Origin of the sequence: Thermoclostridium caenicola (assembly GCF_900142095.1) — a bacterium.
GTDB lineage: Bacteria > Bacillota > Clostridia > DSM-8532 > DSM-8532 > Thermoclostridium_A > Thermoclostridium_A caenicola.
Genome location: NZ_FQZP01000012.1, coordinates 1 through 22,167, shown reverse-complemented (window position 1 = coordinate 22,167; position 22,167 = coordinate 1). Strand labels below are relative to the sequence as shown.

Here is a 22,167-nt window from a genome sequence, read left to right as displayed (position 1 = left end):
AATATTTCTCTTGGCTGATCAAGGCCGTTTTGGGCCATGAAAATCATCTCCAGAAGCTGGCTACCTGCTTTTTGATTCCCAGAACATTGTTCATGCCGTACTGCTCGATGATCCTTTCCCCTTCCGCACTCTTGAGGTACACCAGCTCGCCCCTGCTGACCCAGCGGTTCCAGTGCTTTTTGAAGATTTCTGCCTTTTCCTTGTTCACGCCCAAAACATCGGGCACAGGATGCCATGCGGCAACCAGGGCCTGCCCGGGCTTAAGGCCGGCGTTGATGGCCGCCAGATCTCCGCGGCTGTCGGGTACCGCCGTTTCATACCTGGGAACCGCATAGCGCTGGTTCATGATGGGGCTTAACAGTTCATCGAAGGATTTGGCAAACAGGGCCGATTCCTCGGAAGACGCATCCAGGAAAACGCGTACGGAACCGTCTTCCCGTCCGGAGATGTTCAGGTGCTTTTCCAGGAGCATCCTGTTAATCAAACCCGCATCCTTCAAGGCATGGAACAGGCAGAGACCGAACCGTCTGGCTAGTTCCAGGCTGTCCATGCACAGGACATGCTTTCGGCTGTATTCCGCAGCTTTGTTCATACCCTTGATCGACGAGCGTATGAACAGGGCGGAAGCCGCTCCCAGGCCAATGGCAACCGGTATGCTCACTCCGGCCGCGGCTATGGCAGCCAGCAAGGCCAGCGCACCGGCTCCTCCCTTGAACTTGTTGGCCGCGGCTTTTCCCCTGAGGTTCGCCGTATGGAGGGTGAACACCCCGGTATCACAGGGCACAGCGGATCGCTCCATGGAAAACTCCACGCTGTCCTGTTCGATATTGGCAAACTTTTCACCGATCCGCCACTTGTCATACTGGCTTTCCCGCTCCGCGGCCCGGGCCATCATCTTTTCATTGAACCGGTTGATGGCATCAAGGTTCATGTCCGTCATGAAGGCCAGGGACGGATCGATATGGGCCACCCCCTTCTGGATGCGTCCGTCCTCGCAGATGCTGTAAAACTGCCGATGCTTTTTATGGAGCCTTTTCAAATCGTTGATACCCTTCTCCAGCCCGGGTGCATAGGCCACCACATCCCAGTTGTTGGCAAGCTTTCTGGGATAGTTCTCATCCTTGCGGATACTTCTTCCGCGGAGCTGGTTGACCGAGGCATAGGTTGACGCGCAGCACAGGTCGATCAGGGTGTTGAGGCTGATCGCATCCCAGCCTTCTCCCAGAAGCCCTCTGGTCCCCACGATGCACCTGGTGATGCCCTTCTCCAGAAGGCTTGTGGTGAACAGTATGGCCGACTTGGTGTTCCAGTCCCTGCCGCTGCCCTCAATCTCATAGAGCCTTCCGCCGTATACCGGTTTCATGGTCAGGTTGATGTCATAGCCGTGTTCATTGGCCCATTCCTTAAAATGCGCCAGATAGGTTTCAGCGATGTCATCATCGCACAGAAGGCTCTTGCCGGTCACCATCACAGGATTCAGCGTATCCAGTTCCTCGTCGGTTACCAGTTCCTTGATGACGCTGATGGCACCGCCGCATTCCTCATCCAGCACGTTATCCAGCTTTGCAAGGGAAAGGGCGTTGGAGTATTCGAAATCGGTGACCACGGCTACCCTGAGCCTGTCCCCCATTAACCGCATTTCGTGCCGGAGGATGTCCTTCACGGCCTGAAGCTTGCTCCTGCTGTAGGACAAGACACGGTCGATGGGCGAAATATATGTACGAATACCTTTTTCGGTGAGAATGAAACCCAGGGTATACAGGGCATCGCGGATGGTATCGTACAGGGCCTGGTGTGCTTCCTCTCCGCTGATCTTCAGGCGGTTGAGGGCATAGTCCTCGATGAGCATGGCCCACTCCTCAATGGTCAGATCCCCTGCCATCTCACTGGTCAGGGTGATGTCGGCAGGGATCCTGACACCGGCTTTTATCAGGTACTTGACGCCGGCCGTTGAAAAATCCGGACGGGCTGCAAACAGCTTGCGCCATTCCCTTTGCGTTCCGTCCGCCAGTCTGCGTTCGATAATCCGGGACTTCATCCATTGGCAAAAATCGCTGTCCGGAGATTTGAACTGCTCGACGAGGCTGTGGAATTTCTGGTGACAGTTGCTCAAGTACGCCATTTCCTGCTGTCCGGGGATGCAGAAATAGGTCATGTCCTGGTAAGGCGCCAGCATCCCGTCCTTGACAACAGCCGGGGTGGGTATTTCAAAATCTATGGGACCAAGCAGATTGGTATAATTCTGGAGGATTTCAGTCCTTTCGTCCACGGGCGGGGTCGCCGTAAGGCCGATGATGTTTTCAATCCCCATCCATTCAAGGATGTTTTTCATGACCACCGCCCAATAGGTCTGAAGATGGTGGCACTCGTCAAAGATAACGGTCTTGACCCCGTAATTCCGAAGCTTTGTCAGAAGCTCCCTGGTTCTGGGATGTAGCACGCTGATGAGGCTGTCCTTGTCACCGGAACGCGCAGCCTGGCTGTCCAGGAGCTTACCGTTACGGATTCCCTTGGTATATTTGGACAGTTCTTTTTTATATTGGGCAGGGTTGGAGGTTTTCATGGCGGCAATCCTGGCCCTGGCCTCTTCCTGCTCTATGTGCTGGGCCTGGCTGATATCGTTGGCCCAGAATCCTTCCGCCAGATCGATGATGGTCTCGGCCGCATCTTCAGAAATACTCAGGATCTGGTAGGTCAATACATTGATAAACCTGGGCTGGTCCGACTGGGAAGTCACGATCTCTCCCGGATGAACTCCGCTGTTCTCAGGGATGAAAAGCTCCACCTTTTTTACCCACTGACCCTGTATGGCCGTGTTGGGACAGACGATCAGAGAAGGTTTCTTAAGCCGTACGGCCAGCTCAATCCCGATGATGGTCTTTCCTGAGCCGGGCGGAGCGACCACATGGAGCCTTAAGGGCTGCCCCGGTTCCTTCTTCCGGATTTCCTGTTCGAACCTGTCCAGAATCATCTTCTGATGAGTCCTGAAGGGATATCTGAATTTCAGAAAAGGCTCGTATGCCGCTGTACCTGCCATCTTCCCCATCCCCTAATCCTTTATAGTCGCATGGATGTAAGCCAGAGGGCTTAATGTCACAATATGGAACAACAACATTATACGGCTTACGGGATTTTGGGGCAAGAAGAATATGGCTTTAAGGTGCTCAGCCATCATTGACAGGAGCCGAACCCGCCATGACCTGTTTGGGCTGGTTTGCGCTTCCGTCGCTGTTCATGAATCGGCCGAAGGTTTTGTTGAACAGGGTGGGCAGGACCACAAGGGCTGCCAGCATGAAGGAGCCGATAATGGTAGGCCGGACACCGGCGAAATGGGCCACGATTCCGCTGAGTGCCATGGCCAGCGGAGAAAGTCCTTCATAAATGGTGGCCTGGATACCGAATACCTTACCGCGGTTTTCCTTGGAAACAGTGATTTGCATGACGGTCTGGGTGATAACGCTGATGAAACTGTTGCATATCCCGGCAAAGAAGCCCAGGACCATGATAACCCCAAAACTTTTCGTGAAGCCGGCGATGAGCATGCACACAATCAGCCCGTAAGTGGCAAGCTTATAGAATGAAAAGCGCTTTGCAGGCTTTATCCTGTAAAAGGACAGGATCAACATCCCCAATATGGCGCCCAGCATCAGCGATGCCATGGTGTAACCATACCGTTCCACGCCAAAACCTTCGGTATACTTGAACAGGGGCTGGAGCAGCGTGACCCCCATGGTCACAAAAAAGTTGATGAACATGCCGGTTCCCAGGAGAATCTTGATTCCCTGGATGCTCCATGCGTACTTAAAACCGTCAGTCATATCGTGCAGGATGTTCCTGATTGTCGTCTCACGCTTCACATGAGGTATTCGGATAAAAACCTCCGATATGGCCGAATAGATAAAGCATATGCCGTTAATGACAAAGAATACCGGACCTGAAACGATGGCGTAGAGGACGCCGCCGAACGCATTTCCCACCAGGGATGAGGCGGTCTGGGATATACCCCTTGCAGAATTGGCCCGCGACAGATTGTCCTTGTGGACGATCTCGGGTACGGATGCATTGATGGCCGGGGTGAAAAAGGCCCCGAAAAAGCTGATAAGCAGGGCAAAGGGATAGATGAGCCAGAACGGGAATTTCTTCGTCAGGATCAAGGCTCCCATACCCACAAAAAGGATTCCTCTCAGAAGATCCGAAAAAACAATCAGCAGCCGCTTGTTCGATCTGTCGGCAAAAGCGCCTGCGAAGGGTCCGAACAATACCCTGGGCAGCGTAAAGCATGCCAGGATAATGCCCATGATGGCCGTTGAATTGGTTATATCCAGCACCCAGAATCCGAGAATCACGGTGAATGCGGCCTGTCCAAGATCGGAAACCAGCTGTCCCTGCCACAACAGCGTAAAATCCCGGTTCCAGAGTTTTCTTGCATTTGGCTTTTGTGTCATTTCTTAACCTCGCGTTCCAATAAAATATTTGCTCCGATGTCACATTCTGCAGCATCTTCCGCCTTTTCATGCGCTTGGGTCAGTTTATGGCAAACATGACTGATATTCTATTACAACGGGTCGCATATTTCAACCTGTGGTCCGGGAGGCTTCTTATGACAGCCATTGATATAATATAACATGTTTTCCGGCGATTTATTGCATGCCGGTAATGCTTAAACTTTTCTATCTGTAACATACACATCCGTGTAGAAAATGTCTGAAAATGGATTTTTCTTTTGTGCTAATCCGCACCGACCGTGGATATGCTTTATTGGATGCCTGTGGCAGGAGAAGCAATGGCACAGAAGCACAAAGTCTCCGCACTGAGGATTGCAGGAACCTATATCGGCACGATTGTGGGAGCAGGATTTGCCTCGGGCCAGGAGGTTCTCCAATTCTTTGTCTTTTTTGGGAATGCCGGTTTGTCCGGGCTCGTCGTGGTGACCGCCCTCTTCATCCTTATTGGCTATATGATCATGGATCTGGGAAGGCACATCCAGGCACAATCCCATCTGGATATCGTCCGGGCTTCATCGGGAAAGCTGCTTGGAACCTTTTCAGACCTGCTCATCTCCTTTTTCCTGTTTGGCACGCTATCGGCCATGTTTGCCGGCTCCAGTGCCCTCATGTCACAGCAGTTCGGCCTCCATCCCCTTCTGGGAGGTTTCCTGATGGCAGGATTGACCATTCTGACGGTCCTTTCGGGATTCAACGGCATTGTCAACGCCATCAGCCTGGTGGTACCCTTTCTCCTCCTGGCAGCTTTGGGCATCAGCATTGTCTCCCTGTCCATGGCACCGGACAAAACACCAGTAAAAAATGCGGCGCCCAATATTGGCTTTCTCAGAAACTGGCTATGGTCGGCCATCCTCTATACATCCTATAACACCGTCACTTCCTATGGCATACTCGGACCGCTCGGAGCACGGGCAAAGGATCGGAAGGCCATTGTCACCGGCGCTGTCCTGGGTGGGCTGGGTCTCGGGCTCGGCGCCTGCGCGCTTTTTTTGGCGCTCAGGCACCATTTTGCCGCCAGTGCCTTCCTGGAAGTACCCATGCTCCATATCGCCGGGAAGGTGTCCCCGTTTGCCCAAATCCTCTATGGCATCGTGCTCCTGGCCGAGATATACACCACCGCCGTGGGCAATCTCTATAGCTTTTCAGCACGCCTGGCCCAATCCGGATGCTCGGATTCACGGTTTGTCATCATCACCAGCGCCCTGTGCGCTTTCCTGTTCAGCCTCCTGGGCTTCTCAAACCTGGTCAAATACTTCTATCCCGCTGTGGGATACGCGGGAATCATCATCCTGACAAGTCTTGTTCTCAACAGAAAGAATCCAAAAGGGTATTGACAAAGTCATTTTTTTCTGCATACTATACATTAAACTCATCATATCGGGATGCGATGAGAGGGAAAAGTAGGCGACTTATGACTTACAGGGAGAAACCATCATGGACTGAGAGTGGTTTCAAGTATCATAACCGCTGAAGTTCTCCCTTGAGCACACGCGCTGAATGTCCGGCAGGATTAGTAGGCAAGTGCGGAAAGCTCACCGTTACAAGGGCAGGATATCGGATGAATCAATCCCGTATCCGGCAATGAGTGCATCACGTTTTAGCGTGGTGAATTTGGGTGGTACCGCGAAAGCTATAGCCTTCGTCCCATACGTTGGGGCGAAGGCTTTTTGATTTCGTCAAAAACCGCCCGGAAACGGAAAAGCCCTGTCCGCCCGGACTTGCGCAGGACCAAAACAGGAGGGTTGTTATGATCATCGTATTGAAACAAGGTGCAGATGAAGCAAAAGTTGATGCGCTGAAAAAATGGATCGAGAATCAGGGTCTCGTGGTCTCTCCCATCTACGGCAGCGAAAAGACCGTACTGGGTCTTGTCGGAGACACCTCGGGTCTATCGGCTGATGAGCTGTCCATGCATGAGGTTGTGGAGAAAGTCCTGAAGGTCCAGGAACCTTTCAAGAAGGCCAACCGCAAGTTCCACCCCGAAAACACCGTCATCAAGGTAGGCAATGTCCTGGTCGGCGGTAAGGACCTGGTGGTCATCGCAGGTCCCTGCTCGGTGGAAAGCGAGGACCAGATCATTCAGGTTGCCCTGCAGGTCAAGAAGGCCGGCGCATCCATGCTCAGGGGCGGCGCTTTCAAGCCCAGAACCTCCCCCTATTCCTTCCAGGGTCTTCGGGCTGAAGGGCTCGTGCTGCTGAAACGGGCAGGCGAAGCGGCAGGTCTTCCCATCGTTTCGGAGATCACCAATCCCAACTACATCGAGCTTTTTGAGCAGTATGTGGACCTGATCCAGGTTGGTGCAAGGAACATGCAGAACTTCGAACTGCTCAAGGAACTGGGGCGTCTGAAAAAGCCCATCCTGCTCAAGCGTGGGTTCTCAAACACTCTTGAAGAGATGCTCATGGCCTGCGAGTATATCATGAGCGAGGGTAACCAGAACGTAATCCTCTGTGAACGTGGCATCCGGACTTTTGAAACCTATACCAGGAACACGCTGGACCTAAGCGCGGTTCCCGCTCTCAAGCGGATGAGCCATCTGCCCGTCCTGGTGGATCCCAGCCACGGTTGTGGCCTGTCCTGGATGGTTGAGCCCTTGTCCAAGGCGGCCGTGGCGGTGGGTGCCGACGGACTCGTCATCGAAGTGCACAACAATCCCATGGCGGCGCTTTCGGACGGTCCTCAGTCCATCACGCCCGACGAATTCGCCTATATCATGCCCAAGCTCAGGGAGTATGCCCGCCTTGAAGGCAGGGACATCCCGCTGGGCCATACGGTGGCCTATGCCGGTACCCCTGGCTCCTTTTCCTTCGAAGCTGCCGAAAAGCTCTTCCCTACCTCCGCCATGGTGGGCCTCGAGCGCTTTGAGGATGTCTGTGAGGCCGTAGCCCTCCGGAAAGCGGACGCAGGCGTCCTGCCTGTTGAAAACACGTTGGCCGGGAAGGTCACAGAGGTTCTGGAACTGATTGAACAGTTCAATCTGGAAGTTACCGATCGTCTGAAGCTGAAAGTCCGGCAGAACCTGGTGGCACCAAAAGGCACCGAACTGAAGAGCATCAGGAAGATCTATTCCAAGGACAAGGCGCTGGAGCAGTGCAAGGAATTCCTGAAAACCCTTCCGGAATGCCGCATCATCCAATGCTCCACCACGTCGGCTGCCGCCCAGGCTGTGCGGGCCCTGGACGACAAATGCTCGGCCGCCATTGCCAGCACTACCGCCGCACGGCTCAACAGGCTGGAGATCCTGGTTGCCGATATCCAGGACTGCGACGAAAACTACACTGAGTTTGTTGTGGTCAAGGCAAAGAACAACGGGAAATGAGCTCCGCATCATTGTTCTGACCCCCATGGCATGAACGACTTTCCCGATCATAACGCAACCATAGAGTAACCCCGGCGTCACAAATGCGCCGGGGTTTATGTTTATGGTGGAGCCAGTCCGACATAGACAATTGAAAAAGGCCTCTGCTTTCGCAGAGGCAATCGGTCTGACCGGGCCTGGAGCATCAGGGAGAGTATTGATGTGAAGGCTATGAAGGACCGCGGCACGCACATATAACTTTCCGCTGGCGGGTATTCCTGTGTCTCTCCTCAATGTTCCTTGTCGAATGCCGTTTGTCAGATGCAAACATATCATGAACAGGAGTGACAAGGCTTTTATTTTATTACCTTGATGCCGGGGACATGCCCCTACTTTATCTTTATGCAGCCGGACAACTTTTTGATACAGGTTATCCTGTTTCTTGAATCTGGTAATTGTCTATGGTATGATGGCTTTGTAAACGCGGTTTCTCTCGCTCTATCTAAGACTTACATAACAATCGGAGGTGCTCCCCATGGTGAAGGAGATTGTGTCCAGAAAGGTAGCAATCACTCCTGCGGATCTGACGAAGAGCCTGTTTCCAAATCAGGTTTCGTCGCAAGATGTAATTGATGCCGTATTCAGTGACAGTTCCTATAAGGGGGTAATTGCGGTTTCAGGTTTAAAATTCAAGGCCCCTGCTGTCATTGAAATTCTTAAAAAACAGGATGCTGCTGAGTATCTCAATCAACTGGTTGAGAAGGGATATTCGGTGCTGATTCAATTGAAACCCGATGGCATAAGCCTTTATCAGGCCATGGGGAATGAGATCTCGGAAGCCGTTTTGCCCCAGAACCTGCAGCAGACGCTGTATGAAACCCTGAAAGATGCGGACAAATGGGCCGGTTACCTGAATGAAGAGGGCGAGCATGTGATCGATCTGCGCTCTCCCGCACCGGGCCCGCATTTCTATGTGAATCTCCTGATGGGCAACCGTGTCGGCTTTCCCAGTGCCCTTCAGACAACCCCCAAGAGCGTGGTAGACCGGTTTGGCGGCGGCAGCTTCAGGTCCCATGCCGCTTCCCAGGTTCTTGCCACCCGTTGGGATATGCGCCAGGAAGAAAACGGTTTCCCCGCCAACAGGCAATTCTACCTGGCGGAGAACAACCAGAAGATCTTCTATTCGGCCGAACCAGCCCATCCCAATATCCTTGAGGCAAAGTGCATCCATTCCCGAAACCATACCAGGATTATTTATAAAACCAAATGCGGCCTTGAGATCCGCCGTCTCATCTTCATCCTTCCCCAGTACAATGGGCTTCCCCTGGCAACCGAGGTCCAGAGGATAGAAATCGTCAACCATTCGGGCAGGGACAGAAATCTCCGCCTGGTGTATACGGGCATGTTCGGCAACTTCAACCCCATGGGACAATGGGAGGACGTGCTCTACACCAATGTCATCATGCAGGGAAGGGTACTCCGGAACGAGGACGGCTCCATCATAGCAATCGGCCCGGATTATTACCCGCCCTATACCCATTCGGATCAGCGTTACCATGTGATGATGGTCCGTAACGGCAACTCCATATCCTATCCCACGGAGTTCTGCACCGACTACAACGAGTTTGTAGGCGTCGGAAGCCTGAATGATCCCCAGGGCCTGATGCGCCTCTCCAACAGGCTGCATCGCAAAGGTCCCGGTTTCTTTGCCGTGGCAGCTACCGTATCCCTGGGCAAGGGTGAAACCCGGGTGGTCGACAACTTCACCGGCATGGTATCCGACAAGACCAATCCGGAATACAATTACCATGATACCTATGTCAGCGAGATCAAAGCGCTGTGCGATACCTTCTCAGCACCCGGCGCCCTGGAAGAAGCCTTTGATAAGAACATGAAGTTCCTGGATGAATACAGCAGCTTCATCCAGCTTCAATCCTCCAATGAGTTGATGAACACCTATTTCAACAAGAATCTTCCCTTCCAGGTGCTGTACCAGACCTTTGTTTCCCGCTCCTTCTGCCAGACCCAGAAGGGATACAGGGAAATCGGGTTCCGGGAGATCCAGGATATCTTCGCCTCCATGTACTACTTTGTAGCCATGGGCCTCTCGGACTTTGTGAAGCAGCTCCTGAAAGAATGGTGCAGCATGGTCTTCGAGTTCGGCTATGCCTACCATAACTTCTTCTGGGTGGGCAAGGAGCCGGGCAAATGGTCCGATGACGCCCTCTGGTTCATCCAGGCGGTCTACCGCTATATCAATCTGACGGGTGACATTGGTTTCCTGGATGAGACCTGCACTATCGCGGGCACCGATGGTAAAGTGCGGCCCATCTACGAGACCATCAAGGCCATCATCCATTATTCCCTGCGTATATCCATCGGTAAGCACGGGCTTCCGCTCATTGACCGGGCCGACTGGAACGACACACTCCAGGTGGATCCCGACGCCATCGACGGCATTACCAAGGAAAAGCTCTATAAGGAGCAGATCGCAAAGAGCGGCAATCCCGACGAACCTTTCAAGAGCGACTTCTCGGAAAGCGTCATGAACGCATTCCTTTTGAAGCTGGCCCTGGACGAGGCAGCCATTCTTGCCGGGGTTAAGGGCGATGCAGAGACCAAGTCCTATTTTGAGAACTCCAGCCAGGAACTCGCCGGCAAGATCCAGACCCATGCCTGGAAGGAGAACTATTTCGCCCGCGTATTGATCAACCGTTACCCCGACGGGAAATACACGTATCTGGGAGCCAAGGGTGATGGCTTCTCCATCGATCCCAACATTGACGGCGTGTACTTCCTGAACTCTTTCAGCTGGTCCATACTCAGCGATACGGCCACCGATGAACAGATAGGCCTCATGCTGGATGTGGTGGACAAGACCCTCAAAACGCCCTATGGTCTGAAGCTGGTCTCCCCCTCCGACCTGGGTCCCATCACCAACATCAGCGCCACCGACCATTACTTCCCCGGAGACCGGGAGAACGGCGGCGTGTTCAAGCATGCCTGCATGATGGCCACCAGCGCCATGTTCAAAGCCGCAAAGCGGGTTAAGGACCCCGCACTGGCCCAAAGGCTTGCCGAGGAAGCCTGGTGGATGATCGACATCACCGTTCCCTTCAGGACCATGAAGAGTCCCTTTGAAATCTGCGGCAATCCCAGGTTCTGCACCCAGTACAACAACAGCGAGACCGGTGAGAACATCGGTCCCATGCTCAGCGGTACCTCAACCTGGCTCATCCTGACCCTGATGAGCGCCTTCGGTATTGAATACACCAGCCAGGGCATCCTGTTTGAACCCATTCTGAGGCCTGAGGAGGAAGAGCTGCGCTATACCCTGAACACGGGAAGGGCACGCTACCATGTGGCCATCAGGAAGGGCACGGGGTTCAAGCGGATTTCCGGTTCTTCCGTCATAGAGTTTGACGGTCAGAAGCTTCCGTCCAACATGGTTCCGCTCATGACAGACGGAAAGGATCATACCGTTTCCATTATCCTGTAACAACAACTAAGGGGCAGGAAGTCTCCACTCCTTGCCCCTTTTTTTGTCCATTTTATTTATTTTTTCCAAACGTTCTTGAACCATAACCTGTATGCAGACCTACTGCAAGGGTGATCGTTTTGCTAAACTTTGAGGCCAAATCTTCCACGACATCAAGAATCCTGCTGCCAATCCCTTTGCGCGCGAAGCAAGTTCCTTCAGATGCTCTATGTTGTCCATATGAGCAACATCAAGCAGAAGCTCGAGCTCAGGGACACAAGAAAACATGATTCTCAATTCCTCTGGTGAAGTGAATATCGGATCGAGCCTGCTGTTATTTTCAACAAACACTGTTATGCCGCAAGGTTTAAGCTCCCTCACAACTTTCTGCATGATATCCGCCAGTTTATAGATGCTCTTATCGGTGATAGGTTCACTTCTGCATATTGGGTGGATAATCAGCTGATCATGTCCAAGTTTATTTAAAAGTTCCTTCAATATCATGATGTGATTCGGTATTTCATTGATATCCAACAAAGCATGGATTATCGCCGGAAACCCTTCATCCACAATCACCGGGAGCAGTTCCTCTATCGGCTTTTGGTTTAACCCCCTGTTGTCGTACCATATCTGCATAAAGCTGAAGCCGTTATCTTTGGCAAACTGGACTTCATGCTTATAGTCATTGAAATACCTTGCAAGGCACCCAAAACGAATCATGCAATCACCCTTGCTTTTCTTGTACCATATTTTTGGTATTCTTGAAAGACTTTTAAAGATAAACTACCGTTTTAATCCTGGCATCCTTCATCAGTCGGATAAGCCTTGGCTTGATCGTCCGATTCGGTGACATAATTGGCGTTCGGGCAAATATCATTTATATGAAAAGGAAGGGTTTGTACGAAGGTGATATTTTGCTGGTCGTTGTCAGGAAAAGAACACTTCTTCGATATACCGCCGCTGTACTTGCGCTCGTCCTGGTCACCGTCATCGTGATCAACCTCACAACGGGCCCGGCTTCACTCTATGCATTCAACGAAGAGACTGAGAAGCGCTATATCAAATGGGTGGATTTCACCGTCCCCTACTCTGTGCTCAAGGAAACCCTGAACCTGGATATCAAGTCCTATGGAAAAGAGGTCAAACTGAACTGGATTGAACTCCTGGCCTACCTGGCCGCAAAATATGGCGGCAATTTCAAGCGGTACAAGAAGTCCGATTTGGAGAATGTGGTCAAGAAACTGAACGAAGGCCAGACCATGGAACAGATAGCGGGGAACATGAAATATTACGACTACTACCTGGAAGCCTATACCGCCGTCTTAGGCGGCTTTGTCGGCGAGTTCGAGATCGAGGTGGATGATCCTGATAATCCCGGCCAGAAGAAATTCGTTAAAAAGTATGGCCTAAAAGCCTTTTCCCCAATTGCGAAGGGGTATAGCTACGGTCATTATGATGATTTTGGTGACAGCCGCTCCTACGGCTACAAGAGAAAGCATCTTGGCAACGATTTGCTGGGGTCCGTGGGCACGCCCATTATCGCCGTGGAAACGGGCAGGATCGAGGTGATGGGCTGGAATCAGTACGGCGGCTGGCGCATCGGGATCAGGAGCCTCGACGGCAAAAGGTATTATTATTACGCTCACCTGAGGAAAAACCACCCCTTCAACAACAGCCTGGCAGAGGGCGATATCGTCACCGCAGGCGATGTGATCGGCTACATGGGTATGACCGGATACAGCAGGAAAGAAAACGTCAACAATATCAAAACGCCGCATCTCCATTTCGGCATGCAGCTTATCTTCGATGAAAGCCAGAAGGACGGCGTTAACCAGATTTGGATTGACGTCTACAATATCGTGAAGCTTCTTCATTCTAACCGCTCCGCGGTGAGGAAGGATCCGGAGCTCAATGATTACTTCAGGGTATACAAAATGATCGATCCCGTGGTTCCGGACTGAGCGCAGCATGAGGGCCCGAAGGTCCATATCAAATTCCCCTCCGGGCTTTTCCGCATCCGTCACCTTTTCCCTCTGCCGAAATATGATGTTATCAGGCATTATGAGGAACAAGAGGGAATTGCTTTGCTGTCAGGTCAAGAGTTTGTCAGAGTTTCCCTGGAAACCAACCTGTTCTTCCAGAGGATCATGAAAGAACATCTCTTCTTTTTCGAGATCAGCCTGCCACCGGTTGAAAGCCTTCTCATCCAGGAGGCCAACGCGCTGAAAAGGGGTTTTGAACAGCTTCTGGGACATTCGGTCTACTATGCCACCGGTATTGTGTCGGAACAGGCCGTCAAGTCCAACATCTTGGTCACCCCCTACACCCTGCGGGCAGAAGAGATGAGCGTGATGCTGACCGGCGCAAGCCTCAGCACCGAAATTACCAAGGCCGAGTATAGCCTGGGCAATACAGCCAGATCCTATCAACCGGAATGGCCGGAAAATATCATGGATGAGATCAACCGAAGATCCTATAACCTGCTGAAAGAGGTCATCGCTTTCCAGAAAAAGCTTTTTGAACTGAGGCTGGAATGCAGGAGCTTCATGTTCGTGTATTCGGCACTGCTGCATCACGTGGATCATGAAGCCGAATACTACATGAAGATACTTGAATCCCTGATGCAACGAAAGCTTCCCGGGAAAAACCTGTGCGATGAGCTCAACCTTTGGAACCACATCATGGAAGAGCATGCCCAGTTCATTGACGGTATGCTGGACCCCACGGAAGAAAAACTGAAGGAAACCGCCCGGGCAACTGCAAACACATTCGACCGGCTGAGTAAGGGATGCACTGCTGCAACGGCAAGGCAAATCCTCCAGAACAGCATCACAGCCACCGAAGGAATCAGCGCATTTAAAAAAGCTGCCACAGAAGGATTGCTGCAATGCAGGATTCGGTCCGTCATCCCTCCCCTGTTGGCCGATCATGTCTGGCGTGAGTCAAACTATTACCTGCAGTTGCTGGACAGTCTGAAGCAGTCTTAAAGCCGTCCCTTTCCCTGGGTTCAGTTGGAAGACTTCCCGAAGCATCGCTTTCGGCGAAGGTCTTTTTTTACAGGCCTTACATGAAACTCCCGGTTATTCTGAAATAGCCGGGAGCCTTTTGATCGTTTTTCCGCCTGATGGCTGCCTTATCTTCCCTGGAACTGCTGGAGTGCCCGATACAGGGATTTATAACCCGGCCTGATGGCCAGATCCATCAGGTAGGCCGATCGGGTCGCTCCGGGTTTTCTGTGCCTGTTCAATATGCTGATGATCGCCGGAATGGTCCGTATGCCTATGCCATGTCCCCAATGATAGCCGTTGAGAAGTTGAATGGTGTTTTCCCCCTGCCATTCCATGGTCTCGGGATTCACATCAGGGTTTTTGACATAGCGGCAATCACCGGGAAGATAGTCGGGAAGGCTTTCGAAGGAACGCATTCCCAGATCCTTGTCAAGATACTTCCAGTTCATCAGATAGATATCAGAAAAGAGCCTGTTGAAAAGTCTTTCAGGCAGTACTTCGGTTAATGCCAGGTAGAATACGATAACGATGGCCGTGGAGCACTCGGTACCATAGAGATGGCTGTTGGTATAAAAGTCCCTGATGGCCGCATAGGGACTGACATCCGATCGGACCAAAAAGCCGCCTTCGTTCGTTCTTGTCCAATAATCCGGGTTGCACCTTGATTCCTTGAATACCTCGAAACCAAACCGGGTGGCATTTAGCCGCTCTGCCGCCCGCACAATCTTTTCCCTCAGCTCAAGTTCGAACTCCAGTTCCTTAACCGATGAGTAATCGTATGTATGCCTGCTGTTGAACAAAGTGTCAAGTACCTGTTGTTTTACACCCCCAGGCCTGTACCGCCCGATATCGGACGTATCCGGAATCCGCACGCCGCCTATCCGTATCATGAACCTCCCTCCCTTTCGGTGTCGAATCTTAGTTCATGATATGATTCGGACAGGCGTCGGGTTCATGGTTGTCTCATTTGGCTATGGCCATACGCCTTGATACAGGCAGGCTCCGGCTGTATCATTCCGAACCTTCATCCCACGAGACGGTATGTCCCGCCTGTCTGAGCGCGAGAACTGCCTGCTTAAGATCCCGGCTTCTGACCAGGATATAGTCTGTATCATAGGTGGATATGGCAAAGAGACTGATGCCGTTTTGGGCCAGCAAAGAGCTGATTTCTGCCAGAATCCCTATCAGGGAAAAATCCAGGGTTCCTTCCACACCGATAGCACGAAAATGGCTTTCGCAAGGCCATGCTTTTCCTATCATACTGCAACCAACTGCCCGTTTCAATCCCTTTGCAGCGCTGCAGCCCGTTATGATGGCGGAGGGATGCCCTAAGGACTTCTAAATGCGGGCTGTGTAACTGAAACGCCTGCTGTCCACCACGTTCAATGCCTGGCATTGCGGGCACTTGACCAGGGTCCTGTTCCTGTATCGCAAGCCATCCAGCCAGATGTGCCCGCATTTGCCGCATTTCACATGGGCTGTAAAATTATCCGAAAACCCCATTGCAGCCATTTTCAATCCCAGCGGAGAAGGAGGCGTCTTGATCTGTCCCCGGCATTGTGCCAGCTCAAGGGAGCGTTGAAAAGGGAGAAGCCTTTCCAGGTAAATCCCTTCGGAATCCACGCACCAGTTGCCCTCAGGCGTTTCAACAATGATATGGGCATCTGAACCGGAAAGACTTTTTTTGCTGAGAAATTCTTTAGCCAAAACAGCCGATGGTGCCTTATACACTTCATATGTACCATTGGGAAGAATCCTCATCTCGCAGCATATCACCTTTTCTTCAGGCGTCCCCGGTTCAGAAACCGTTTTTGCTGCCATATCATTCATTCCGACCACCTCAATAAAACGCTTCAGTGGAGCAGGTCATTGCCCAAAGGCTGTCACCCCTATCATTGTATGCCCCATGTCCTCCACGCATTATTGTTAACCGCTATTATTTCCTGTTCCCGTCGCATTGAAATATCTCAATATCCCGTTAACCATGCCCAGGACCAGTTTGTCCTGGTAGCTTTCGGAGTTGAGAAGCCTGTCCTCCTCCGGATTGGTCATAAATCCCATTTCGATCAGGGTACAGGGAACCTTGCAGTAGTTGAAGGACGCCTGGTCATTCCGCTCGTATAGTCCCCTGTTTTTGGCCCCGGTGGCCTTAACCACCTCTTCCAGCAGAAATTCAGACAAAGTCAGGCTTTTTTCAAGCATGTCGTTGTCATCGATATACCGGCTGCCGGGATAAAGTACCGATATCCCCCTGGCCTCCGGAATATCCGATCCATCGCAATGGATGCGGATAAAGGCATCCGCTTTGGCTGCATTGGCGATTTCAGCCCGCTCGATGTTGCCTACCGGCTCATCGTCCCTTTCACGGGTCAGGATGACACGGGCTCCCAGTTCCTCCAGGGCCGTGCGCAGCTTTTTTGAAACCCTGAGCGCCACCGCGTATTCATAAACGCCGGTTTCCACGCCCCTTGTACCGATGGAATAATCCCAGACGGTTCTGGATTCTCCCGGCGCGACAGGCACCTTTTTGATAATCATGACTGACTGGTGACCGGGATCGACGCAGATGACCTTACCGGACAAAGGCTTGTCAGTCTTCCCCTTGTCATCGGCTTTCTCTGCGGCAAGGATCTTGCCGGTGTCAGTGGACCCGTCGTCTTTTAAAGCCTCCCCCCTGTCGACTGTATGCTCATCAACGGGGGTTGTCCTTGTCTCCCTTGGTTCATTGGGTACGGGGGAGTCCTTGGCAGCTTTAACCCTGAGCGGTGTCGGAATAGCTTCCGGCGTTGCAAGCCCATACGGGCTGCCGGTTTCTCCTTCCGGATCCTTTCCGCTTCCGGCCAACGGGTTGGGAAGCACGGATCCCAGCATCATCATGAACACAAGAAAAAGGATGGCGCCTGCTTTTTTCAAACCCATTCCTGCCTTTTCTGTCACACAGGTTGAGAATTGGCCGCACAGTCTTCATTCGGCCCAAACGTATTCTCTCCGAAGGAACCGGGGTTTATGAGAAGCTTTTGATGCAGACCGGCATGATTTGTATCATCCCGGAGCGAACTGATATAATAAAGGATGGATTCATCCTATATAAATAGGTATAGTTTTGGAAAGCCGGGGTGTTGTTATGGGCGAAATCATCAAAGCCTATATGGTACCGCATCCGCCTATCATTGTCCCTGAGGTGGGAAAAGGGCAGGAAACGCCCGCAAGTGCCACCATAAACGCTTACAGGAACATCGCCAGGCAGATCCGGGATCTGGCTCCCGACCTCATTATCATGACCACTCCCCATGGCACGGTTTATGCGGACTATATCCATATCTCGCCTGATTCGGTCTTGAAGGGAGATTTCAGGGCCTTCGGCGCATCGGGCGTTAAACTATCCTTTCAAAATGATATCCAGTTATTGGAGAAAATCATCCGGAAGGCAGAGGCAGCCGGGATCGAGGCGGGCACCCTGGGTCAGACCGAATCCTTCCTGGATCATGGCGCCCTTGTCCCCCTCTATTTCATTGCCAGCGAATATCAGCGGTTTAAGCTCATCCGGATCTCCATTGCCGATTTACCGGCCCTGGATCTGTATAAATTCGGCCAATGCATTGCTGATGCTGTTGCTGAGTCGGACCGGCGCGTCGTCTTCGTCGCCAGCGGTGACCTGTCCCACAGACTGAAGGACGACGGCCCGTATGGTTATGATCCCCACGGCCCCGAATTCGACAGGCTTCTGGTGGAAACCGTCCGGCAAGCCGACTTTGAGAAACTCCTGAACATGGATGAGAAGCTCTGCAGCCGGGCCGGTGAATGCGGCCTCAGATCCTTCATCATGATGGCAGGAGCCCTCAACGGCCTGGGCATTTCCACAACCGTGCATTCCTATGAAGGTCCCTTCGGTGTCGGATATATGGTAGCCGAGGTGAACATCGGACAGCCCAACCCTGAACGGGATCTTATCGGAAGTTATGAGCACGCCCGTTCCCTGAAGCTGAAGGAAATCAGGGATAATGAAGACCCCTATGTGGCGCTGGCCAGGCTTACCCTGGAAACCTACATCCGCACAGGCAAACGCATCTCTGTGCCGGGCGGACTGCCCCGCGAAATGCTGGAAGAACGGGCAGGCGTTTTCGTTTCCCTGAAAAAACACGGGCAGCTCAGGGGCTGCATCGGAACCATAGCGCCCACCTGTTCCTGTGTTGCAGAGGAAATCATCCAGAACGCCATCAGTGCCGGAACCGAGGATCCCAGGTTCATGCCGGTCCGGGAAAGCGAACTGGACGATATGGTTTACAGCGTGGATGTCCTCGGAAAACCTGAACCCATCAAGGATACAAGCGAATTGGATGTGATCCGTTACGGCGTTATCGTCACTTCCGGCTTCAGGCGCGGATTGCTCCTTCCCAACCTGGAAGGCGTGGATACCGTTGAGCAGCAGGTTGAGATCGCCATGCAAAAGGCCGGTATCCGGAAAGGGGAACCCTATACCCTCGAACGCTTTGAAGTGGTCCGGCATAAATAAACTTCCCTCAACCTCACGGAGGCCCTATGGCAGTCGGAACAAGCCATCCCGCACTATATTATGAAAAGCTTGATAATGCCATGGTTCGCTGCCGCCTGTGCCCACATGGCTGCGAGATCCGGCCCGGGCATACCGGGATCTGCGGCGTCAGGCAAAACGATGGTGGAACCCTTATCGCGTCAAGCTACGGCCAAATCACGGCCCTGGCGCTCGATCCCATCGAGAAAAAACCTCTGGCCAGGTTCCATCCCGGCTCATATATTCTTTCGGCGGGAAGCTACGGCTGCAATTTCCGGTGCCGTTTTTGCCAGAATCATACCATTTCCATGGGAAGCGCGGTGGACGATGACCGGGAAGCTTTCCATGACCGGTGGCCAGAATCGATCCATGTTTTGCCGGAAGTTCTGGTGGACAAAGCCCTGGAGCTTGTTCCTGAAGGCAATATCGGTATTGCATACACCTACAACGAGCCCCTGATCGGCTATGAATATGTTTATGACTGCAGCAGGCTGGCCCATGAAAAAGGCCTGAAAAACGTCGTGGTGACCAACGGATACATCTGCCGGGAGCCTCTGCAGGAACTTCTTCCCTTCATCGATGCCTTCAACATCGATCTGAAGAGCTTCCGCGACGCGTTTTACAGAAAGTTATGCGGAGGTCTGTCCGGGCATGTAAAACATACGATTGAAATGGCGGCCTCATGCTGCCATGTGGAGGTGACAACGCTCATCATACCGGGCCTCAACGACAGCGAGGATGAGATGGAAGAGCTTGCTTCCTGGCTGGCCTCGGTGAGCCCCGATATCCCCCTCCACCTGTCACGCTTTTTCCCAAGGTTCAAAATGCTGGACAGGCCGCCCACACCGCCTGAAAAAATATATTCCCTGGTCGATATCGCCAGGGAACATCTGAAATATGTCTATACGGGGAATCTCTAATCTTTATGAGCCGGTCATACCGGGTTCTTTGGCAAAGCTCAGGTTATTGTGCCACTGACTCCATAAGAACCCTGGACATGTTTTCGATGCAGCCCACCGATGAAGCGACCTGCTGCATGGAAGCCAGCTGCTCTTCGGTAGCAGCCGCTATTTCCTGCAGTTCGTCAAGGTTCTTATTGCTGAGATCCCTTACGCCTTCCACGATACTTACCACCTTACTGCTGTCTGAGGCCGCATCCCTGGTGGCCTGTCCGACTTCCTGAATCTTGAAATGCATTTTTTTGCCCGACTCGGATAACATACCGAATGTGCTCCCCGCATCACGAATCAGGGATAATCCGTTCTGTACCAGTTCCGAGCAGACTTCCATAACGCCTGAAGCCTTTTCCGTATCTCCCGTGATCTGATCAATCAGAACCGCGATATCCTTGGCCGCTTTCTGGGACTGCTCCGCCAGTGTTCGAATCTCGGCGGCAACCACCGCAAATCCCTTACCTTGCTCTCCGGCACGGGCCGATTCAATGGAAGCGTTCAGCGCAAGCAAATTGGTTTGCTGTGAAATGCCGGTAATGGTCTGGACAAACCGGCTGATCTCTTCTGATTTCTCCACCAGCCGGGCAATCGTTTCCTGGCTCTCCTTTGTCGCCTTTGCGATTGAATCCATTTCCTGCATCACCTGACGCAGCACAGCGCCGCTTTTTTCATTGTAGGTCCTGACTTCCTGGGATATGGCGGCTATTTCATTCCCTTCGTCGGCAATACGGCTGATGTTCCGGGATATCCGCGAAACCATTTCGATAGCATCGTTCATATACTGGACAGTGCTTTTTGAGGCTGAGGAGATTCTCTGCGTATTCCCGGCTATCTGCTCATTGGCCTGTGTGGTATTCTCAATGACAACCGACAACTGTTCGACCGACTCCACCAGGGAGTTGGACACGTCCTTTGCTTTTTGGGTCATGTCGAGAGTTTTCCTCAGAAGCTCAGCCTGTTCTTCTGCACCCATAACATTTTCAAGCATTTTGAAGGTCCGTGTGGCCAGGAAAACAAAAATCAGAGAAATGATCAGAAATTCGATGGTTCTCGGAATGATCCCCGAAACGATCAGCCTGCTGATTGTGGGAAAGTTGCCGTCCGGAACACCAATGTAAAAGCTCAATATCTGACCGATTGACAGGAGGATAAGAGTCAATGCAACGGTATAGGAACAAAGGCGCTTTGAGAAATACAGACTGGCAATTGCCACAGGATAGCTGTATAAAAGGATTACATTATGGGACAGTATGCTGAAAACCATAAATACCGCCATAACGGCTGATGTAACAATGGCATACTTGACCCAACCGTCCTGCCTTTTGAGAATGAGAACAATGAACCAAGGTATCAGCAGAAAAAGTGTTGAAAGGCCAAGGGCCAGAACCATGGTCTCCAGGGAAATAACAAACATGCCGAACAGCTTTATTTAACAAGAGAAACAGAATAACAAAAATGACCGAGGCAAGCATGACCTTTGCAGCGAACCGGTTGGCCTCGATTTCATTCCGGACAAGCATCCCGTTTTGCTTCATTTCAACTCCCCCTGCAACACCCAAATCAATTAACTATAATCACCATTTACCATATTCTCGCACTCTTAAACAATTTTTTCTCCGGTTCTTTCAATCGGTTACAGGTTTTCTCTGATAACCATCCAAGCCTCTGTCAGTTTATCCAGATGATAACTGGCATTGGCCGGGCTGGTGGAAGGAAGGATGGTACAGGGAATGCCGGTTCGGGGATACGCCAGCTTCCGGTAGAGGTTGCCCGCCGTCTTGCCGTTTGCGTAGACGGCACATATCCGGGCGTTTTCCAGAATCGGGCTGAAATCATTGGCCACAGGTTCCCTGATGGAACTGTCTTTTGAGAGTTCAATCCGGCAGCTTGCCAGGACATCCCACAGGGCGATGCCATGGCTCAAAAGGAGTTCCTTTTTCTCCTGGATGGTCTCCGGCAGACGGGTTTCGAGAACAGCTGAAAGTACCTTCCAGAACCGGTTCTGCGGATGCCCGTAATAGAATTGGTTCTGCCGTGATGCCACAGAGGGTATGGTGCCCAGTATGAGGATCCTTGAGTTTTTATCGAAAATGGGCGGAAAGGGATGAACCAGTAATTCTTCCTTCGGCATGAGTCCTCCTTATGAAGCCATATGCTGTTGTATAAGATCTTTCGTTTCATGCATTCCTATACACTATCGGTTCTCTATTATACCAAAGCAATCAGCACATGGTCACGCTTCAAAGGAAAGACATCGTTTTTGTCAACGCCGGAATTAATTTGACCCACCAGAGCCAGAAAAAAATTGACCCACCTTTGTGCCTTGTGTCGAATAGATTCCGGTTTTTAGTTTATCTTTCAAGCGGTAGCTGTTTCCGCGAATATTGATGACAT

At 51.9% G+C, this 22,167-nt stretch carries 16 protein-coding genes, 1 pseudogene and 1 other annotated feature; of the genes and pseudogenes, 8 read left to right on the top strand and 9 right to left on the bottom strand.

The genetic code is table 11. The annotated features are described in order from the left end of the window. Positions 1-43: 43 nt before the first annotated feature. Both F3H12_RS05090 and F3H12_RS05085 read right to left on the bottom strand, forming a co-directional pair. Complete coding sequence (locus F3H12_RS05090) at positions 44-3,037, bottom strand: DEAD/DEAH box helicase family protein (RefSeq protein ID WP_149678283.1); 2,994 nt, start codon at positions 3,035-3,037, stop codon at positions 44-46. Positions 3,038-3,164: 127 nt separating this feature from the next. Next, positions 3,165-4,445 (bottom strand): MFS transporter, encoded by a 1,281-nt coding sequence (locus tag F3H12_RS05085; protein WP_149678282.1) that lies wholly within the window; start codon positions 4,443-4,445, stop codon positions 3,165-3,167. Between the two features lie 338 nt (positions 4,446-4,783). On the opposite strand from F3H12_RS05085, the gene F3H12_RS05080 reads away from it, so the two are divergent. From F3H12_RS05080 to F3H12_RS05070, 4 genes and pseudogenes are all read left to right on the top strand, one after another. Further along, positions 4,784-5,839, top strand: coding sequence for a YkvI family membrane protein (locus tag F3H12_RS05080; RefSeq protein ID WP_149678281.1), 1,056 nt, complete (start codon positions 4,784-4,786; stop codon positions 5,837-5,839). Positions 5,840-5,883: 44 nt separating this feature from the next. Next, positions 5,884-6,155, top strand: a binding site (T-box leader). 97 nt (positions 6,156-6,252) lie between these two features. Beyond that, positions 6,253-7,263 (top strand): annotated as a pseudogene (gene aroF / locus F3H12_RS13460) (3-deoxy-7-phosphoheptulonate synthase); the annotation flags it as partial. A gap of 15 nt (positions 7,264-7,278) precedes the next feature. Then, positions 7,279-7,824: a prephenate dehydratase domain-containing protein gene (locus F3H12_RS13455; RefSeq protein ID WP_243133199.1), complete on the top strand. Its 546-nt coding sequence runs from the start codon at positions 7,279-7,281 to the stop codon at positions 7,822-7,824. A gap of 514 nt (positions 7,825-8,338) precedes the next feature. Continuing rightward, positions 8,339-11,302, top strand: a complete 2,964-nt coding sequence (locus tag F3H12_RS05070) for a GH36-type glycosyl hydrolase domain-containing protein (RefSeq protein ID WP_188118389.1) — start codon at positions 8,339-8,341, stop codon at positions 11,300-11,302. Between the two features lie 99 nt (positions 11,303-11,401). On the opposite strand, the gene F3H12_RS05065 is transcribed toward F3H12_RS05070, so the two are convergent. Next, on the bottom strand, positions 11,402-12,001 hold the full coding sequence (locus F3H12_RS05065; protein ID WP_149678279.1) for a sugar phosphate isomerase/epimerase: 600 nt from the start codon (positions 11,999-12,001) through the stop codon (positions 11,402-11,404). A gap of 176 nt (positions 12,002-12,177) precedes the next feature. On the opposite strand from F3H12_RS05065, the gene F3H12_RS05060 reads away from it, so the two are divergent. Both F3H12_RS05060 and F3H12_RS05055 read left to right on the top strand, forming a co-directional pair. Beyond that, on the top strand, positions 12,178-13,242 hold the full coding sequence (locus tag F3H12_RS05060) for a M23 family metallopeptidase (RefSeq protein WP_243133198.1): 1,065 nt from the start codon (positions 12,178-12,180) through the stop codon (positions 13,240-13,242). Positions 13,243-13,365: 123 nt separating this feature from the next. Next, positions 13,366-14,268 (top strand): DUF2935 domain-containing protein, encoded by a 903-nt coding sequence (locus tag F3H12_RS05055; RefSeq protein WP_149678277.1) that lies wholly within the window; start codon positions 13,366-13,368, stop codon positions 14,266-14,268. A 146-nt stretch (positions 14,269-14,414) separates the two neighbouring features. On the opposite strand, the gene F3H12_RS05050 is transcribed toward F3H12_RS05055, so the two are convergent. The 4 genes from F3H12_RS05050 to F3H12_RS05035 all read right to left on the bottom strand — a co-directional run bounded on the left by F3H12_RS05050 (position 14,415) and on the right by F3H12_RS05035 (position 17,202). Beyond that, positions 14,415-15,179, bottom strand: coding sequence for a protein-glutamine gamma-glutamyltransferase (locus F3H12_RS05050; protein WP_149678276.1), 765 nt, complete (start codon positions 15,177-15,179; stop codon positions 14,415-14,417). Positions 15,180-15,300: 121 nt separating this feature from the next. Beyond that, positions 15,301-15,549 (bottom strand): ACT domain-containing protein, encoded by a 249-nt coding sequence (locus tag F3H12_RS05045; protein WP_149678275.1) that lies wholly within the window; start codon positions 15,547-15,549, stop codon positions 15,301-15,303. 78 nt (positions 15,550-15,627) lie between these two features. After that, positions 15,628-16,119, bottom strand: coding sequence for a hypothetical protein (locus F3H12_RS05040; protein WP_149678274.1), 492 nt, complete (start codon positions 16,117-16,119; stop codon positions 15,628-15,630). 96 nt (positions 16,120-16,215) lie between these two features. Further along, positions 16,216-17,202 (bottom strand): N-acetylmuramoyl-L-alanine amidase family protein, encoded by a 987-nt coding sequence (locus tag F3H12_RS05035; RefSeq protein WP_188118388.1) that lies wholly within the window; start codon positions 17,200-17,202, stop codon positions 16,216-16,218. A gap of 211 nt (positions 17,203-17,413) precedes the next feature. Between F3H12_RS05035 and amrA the strand changes: the two genes are divergently transcribed. Beyond that, on the top strand, positions 17,414-18,802 hold the full coding sequence (amrA, locus tag F3H12_RS05030; RefSeq protein ID WP_149678272.1) for an AmmeMemoRadiSam system protein A: 1,389 nt from the start codon (positions 17,414-17,416) through the stop codon (positions 18,800-18,802). Positions 18,803-18,828: 26 nt separating this feature from the next. Beyond that, positions 18,829-19,740, top strand: a complete 912-nt coding sequence (gene amrS / locus F3H12_RS05025) for an AmmeMemoRadiSam system radical SAM enzyme (protein ID WP_149678271.1) — start codon at positions 18,829-18,831, stop codon at positions 19,738-19,740. Between the two features lie 43 nt (positions 19,741-19,783). Here the strand turns inward: amrS and F3H12_RS05020 are convergent, their stop codons facing one another. Both F3H12_RS05020 and F3H12_RS05015 read right to left on the bottom strand, forming a co-directional pair. Next, positions 19,784-21,187: a methyl-accepting chemotaxis protein gene (locus tag F3H12_RS05020; RefSeq protein ID WP_149678270.1), complete on the bottom strand. Its 1,404-nt coding sequence runs from the start codon at positions 21,185-21,187 to the stop codon at positions 19,784-19,786. Between the two features lie 219 nt (positions 21,188-21,406). Continuing rightward, complete coding sequence (locus tag F3H12_RS05015) at positions 21,407-21,904, bottom strand: DNA-deoxyinosine glycosylase (RefSeq protein WP_149678269.1); 498 nt, start codon at positions 21,902-21,904, stop codon at positions 21,407-21,409. Positions 21,905-22,167: the final 263 nt, after the last annotated feature.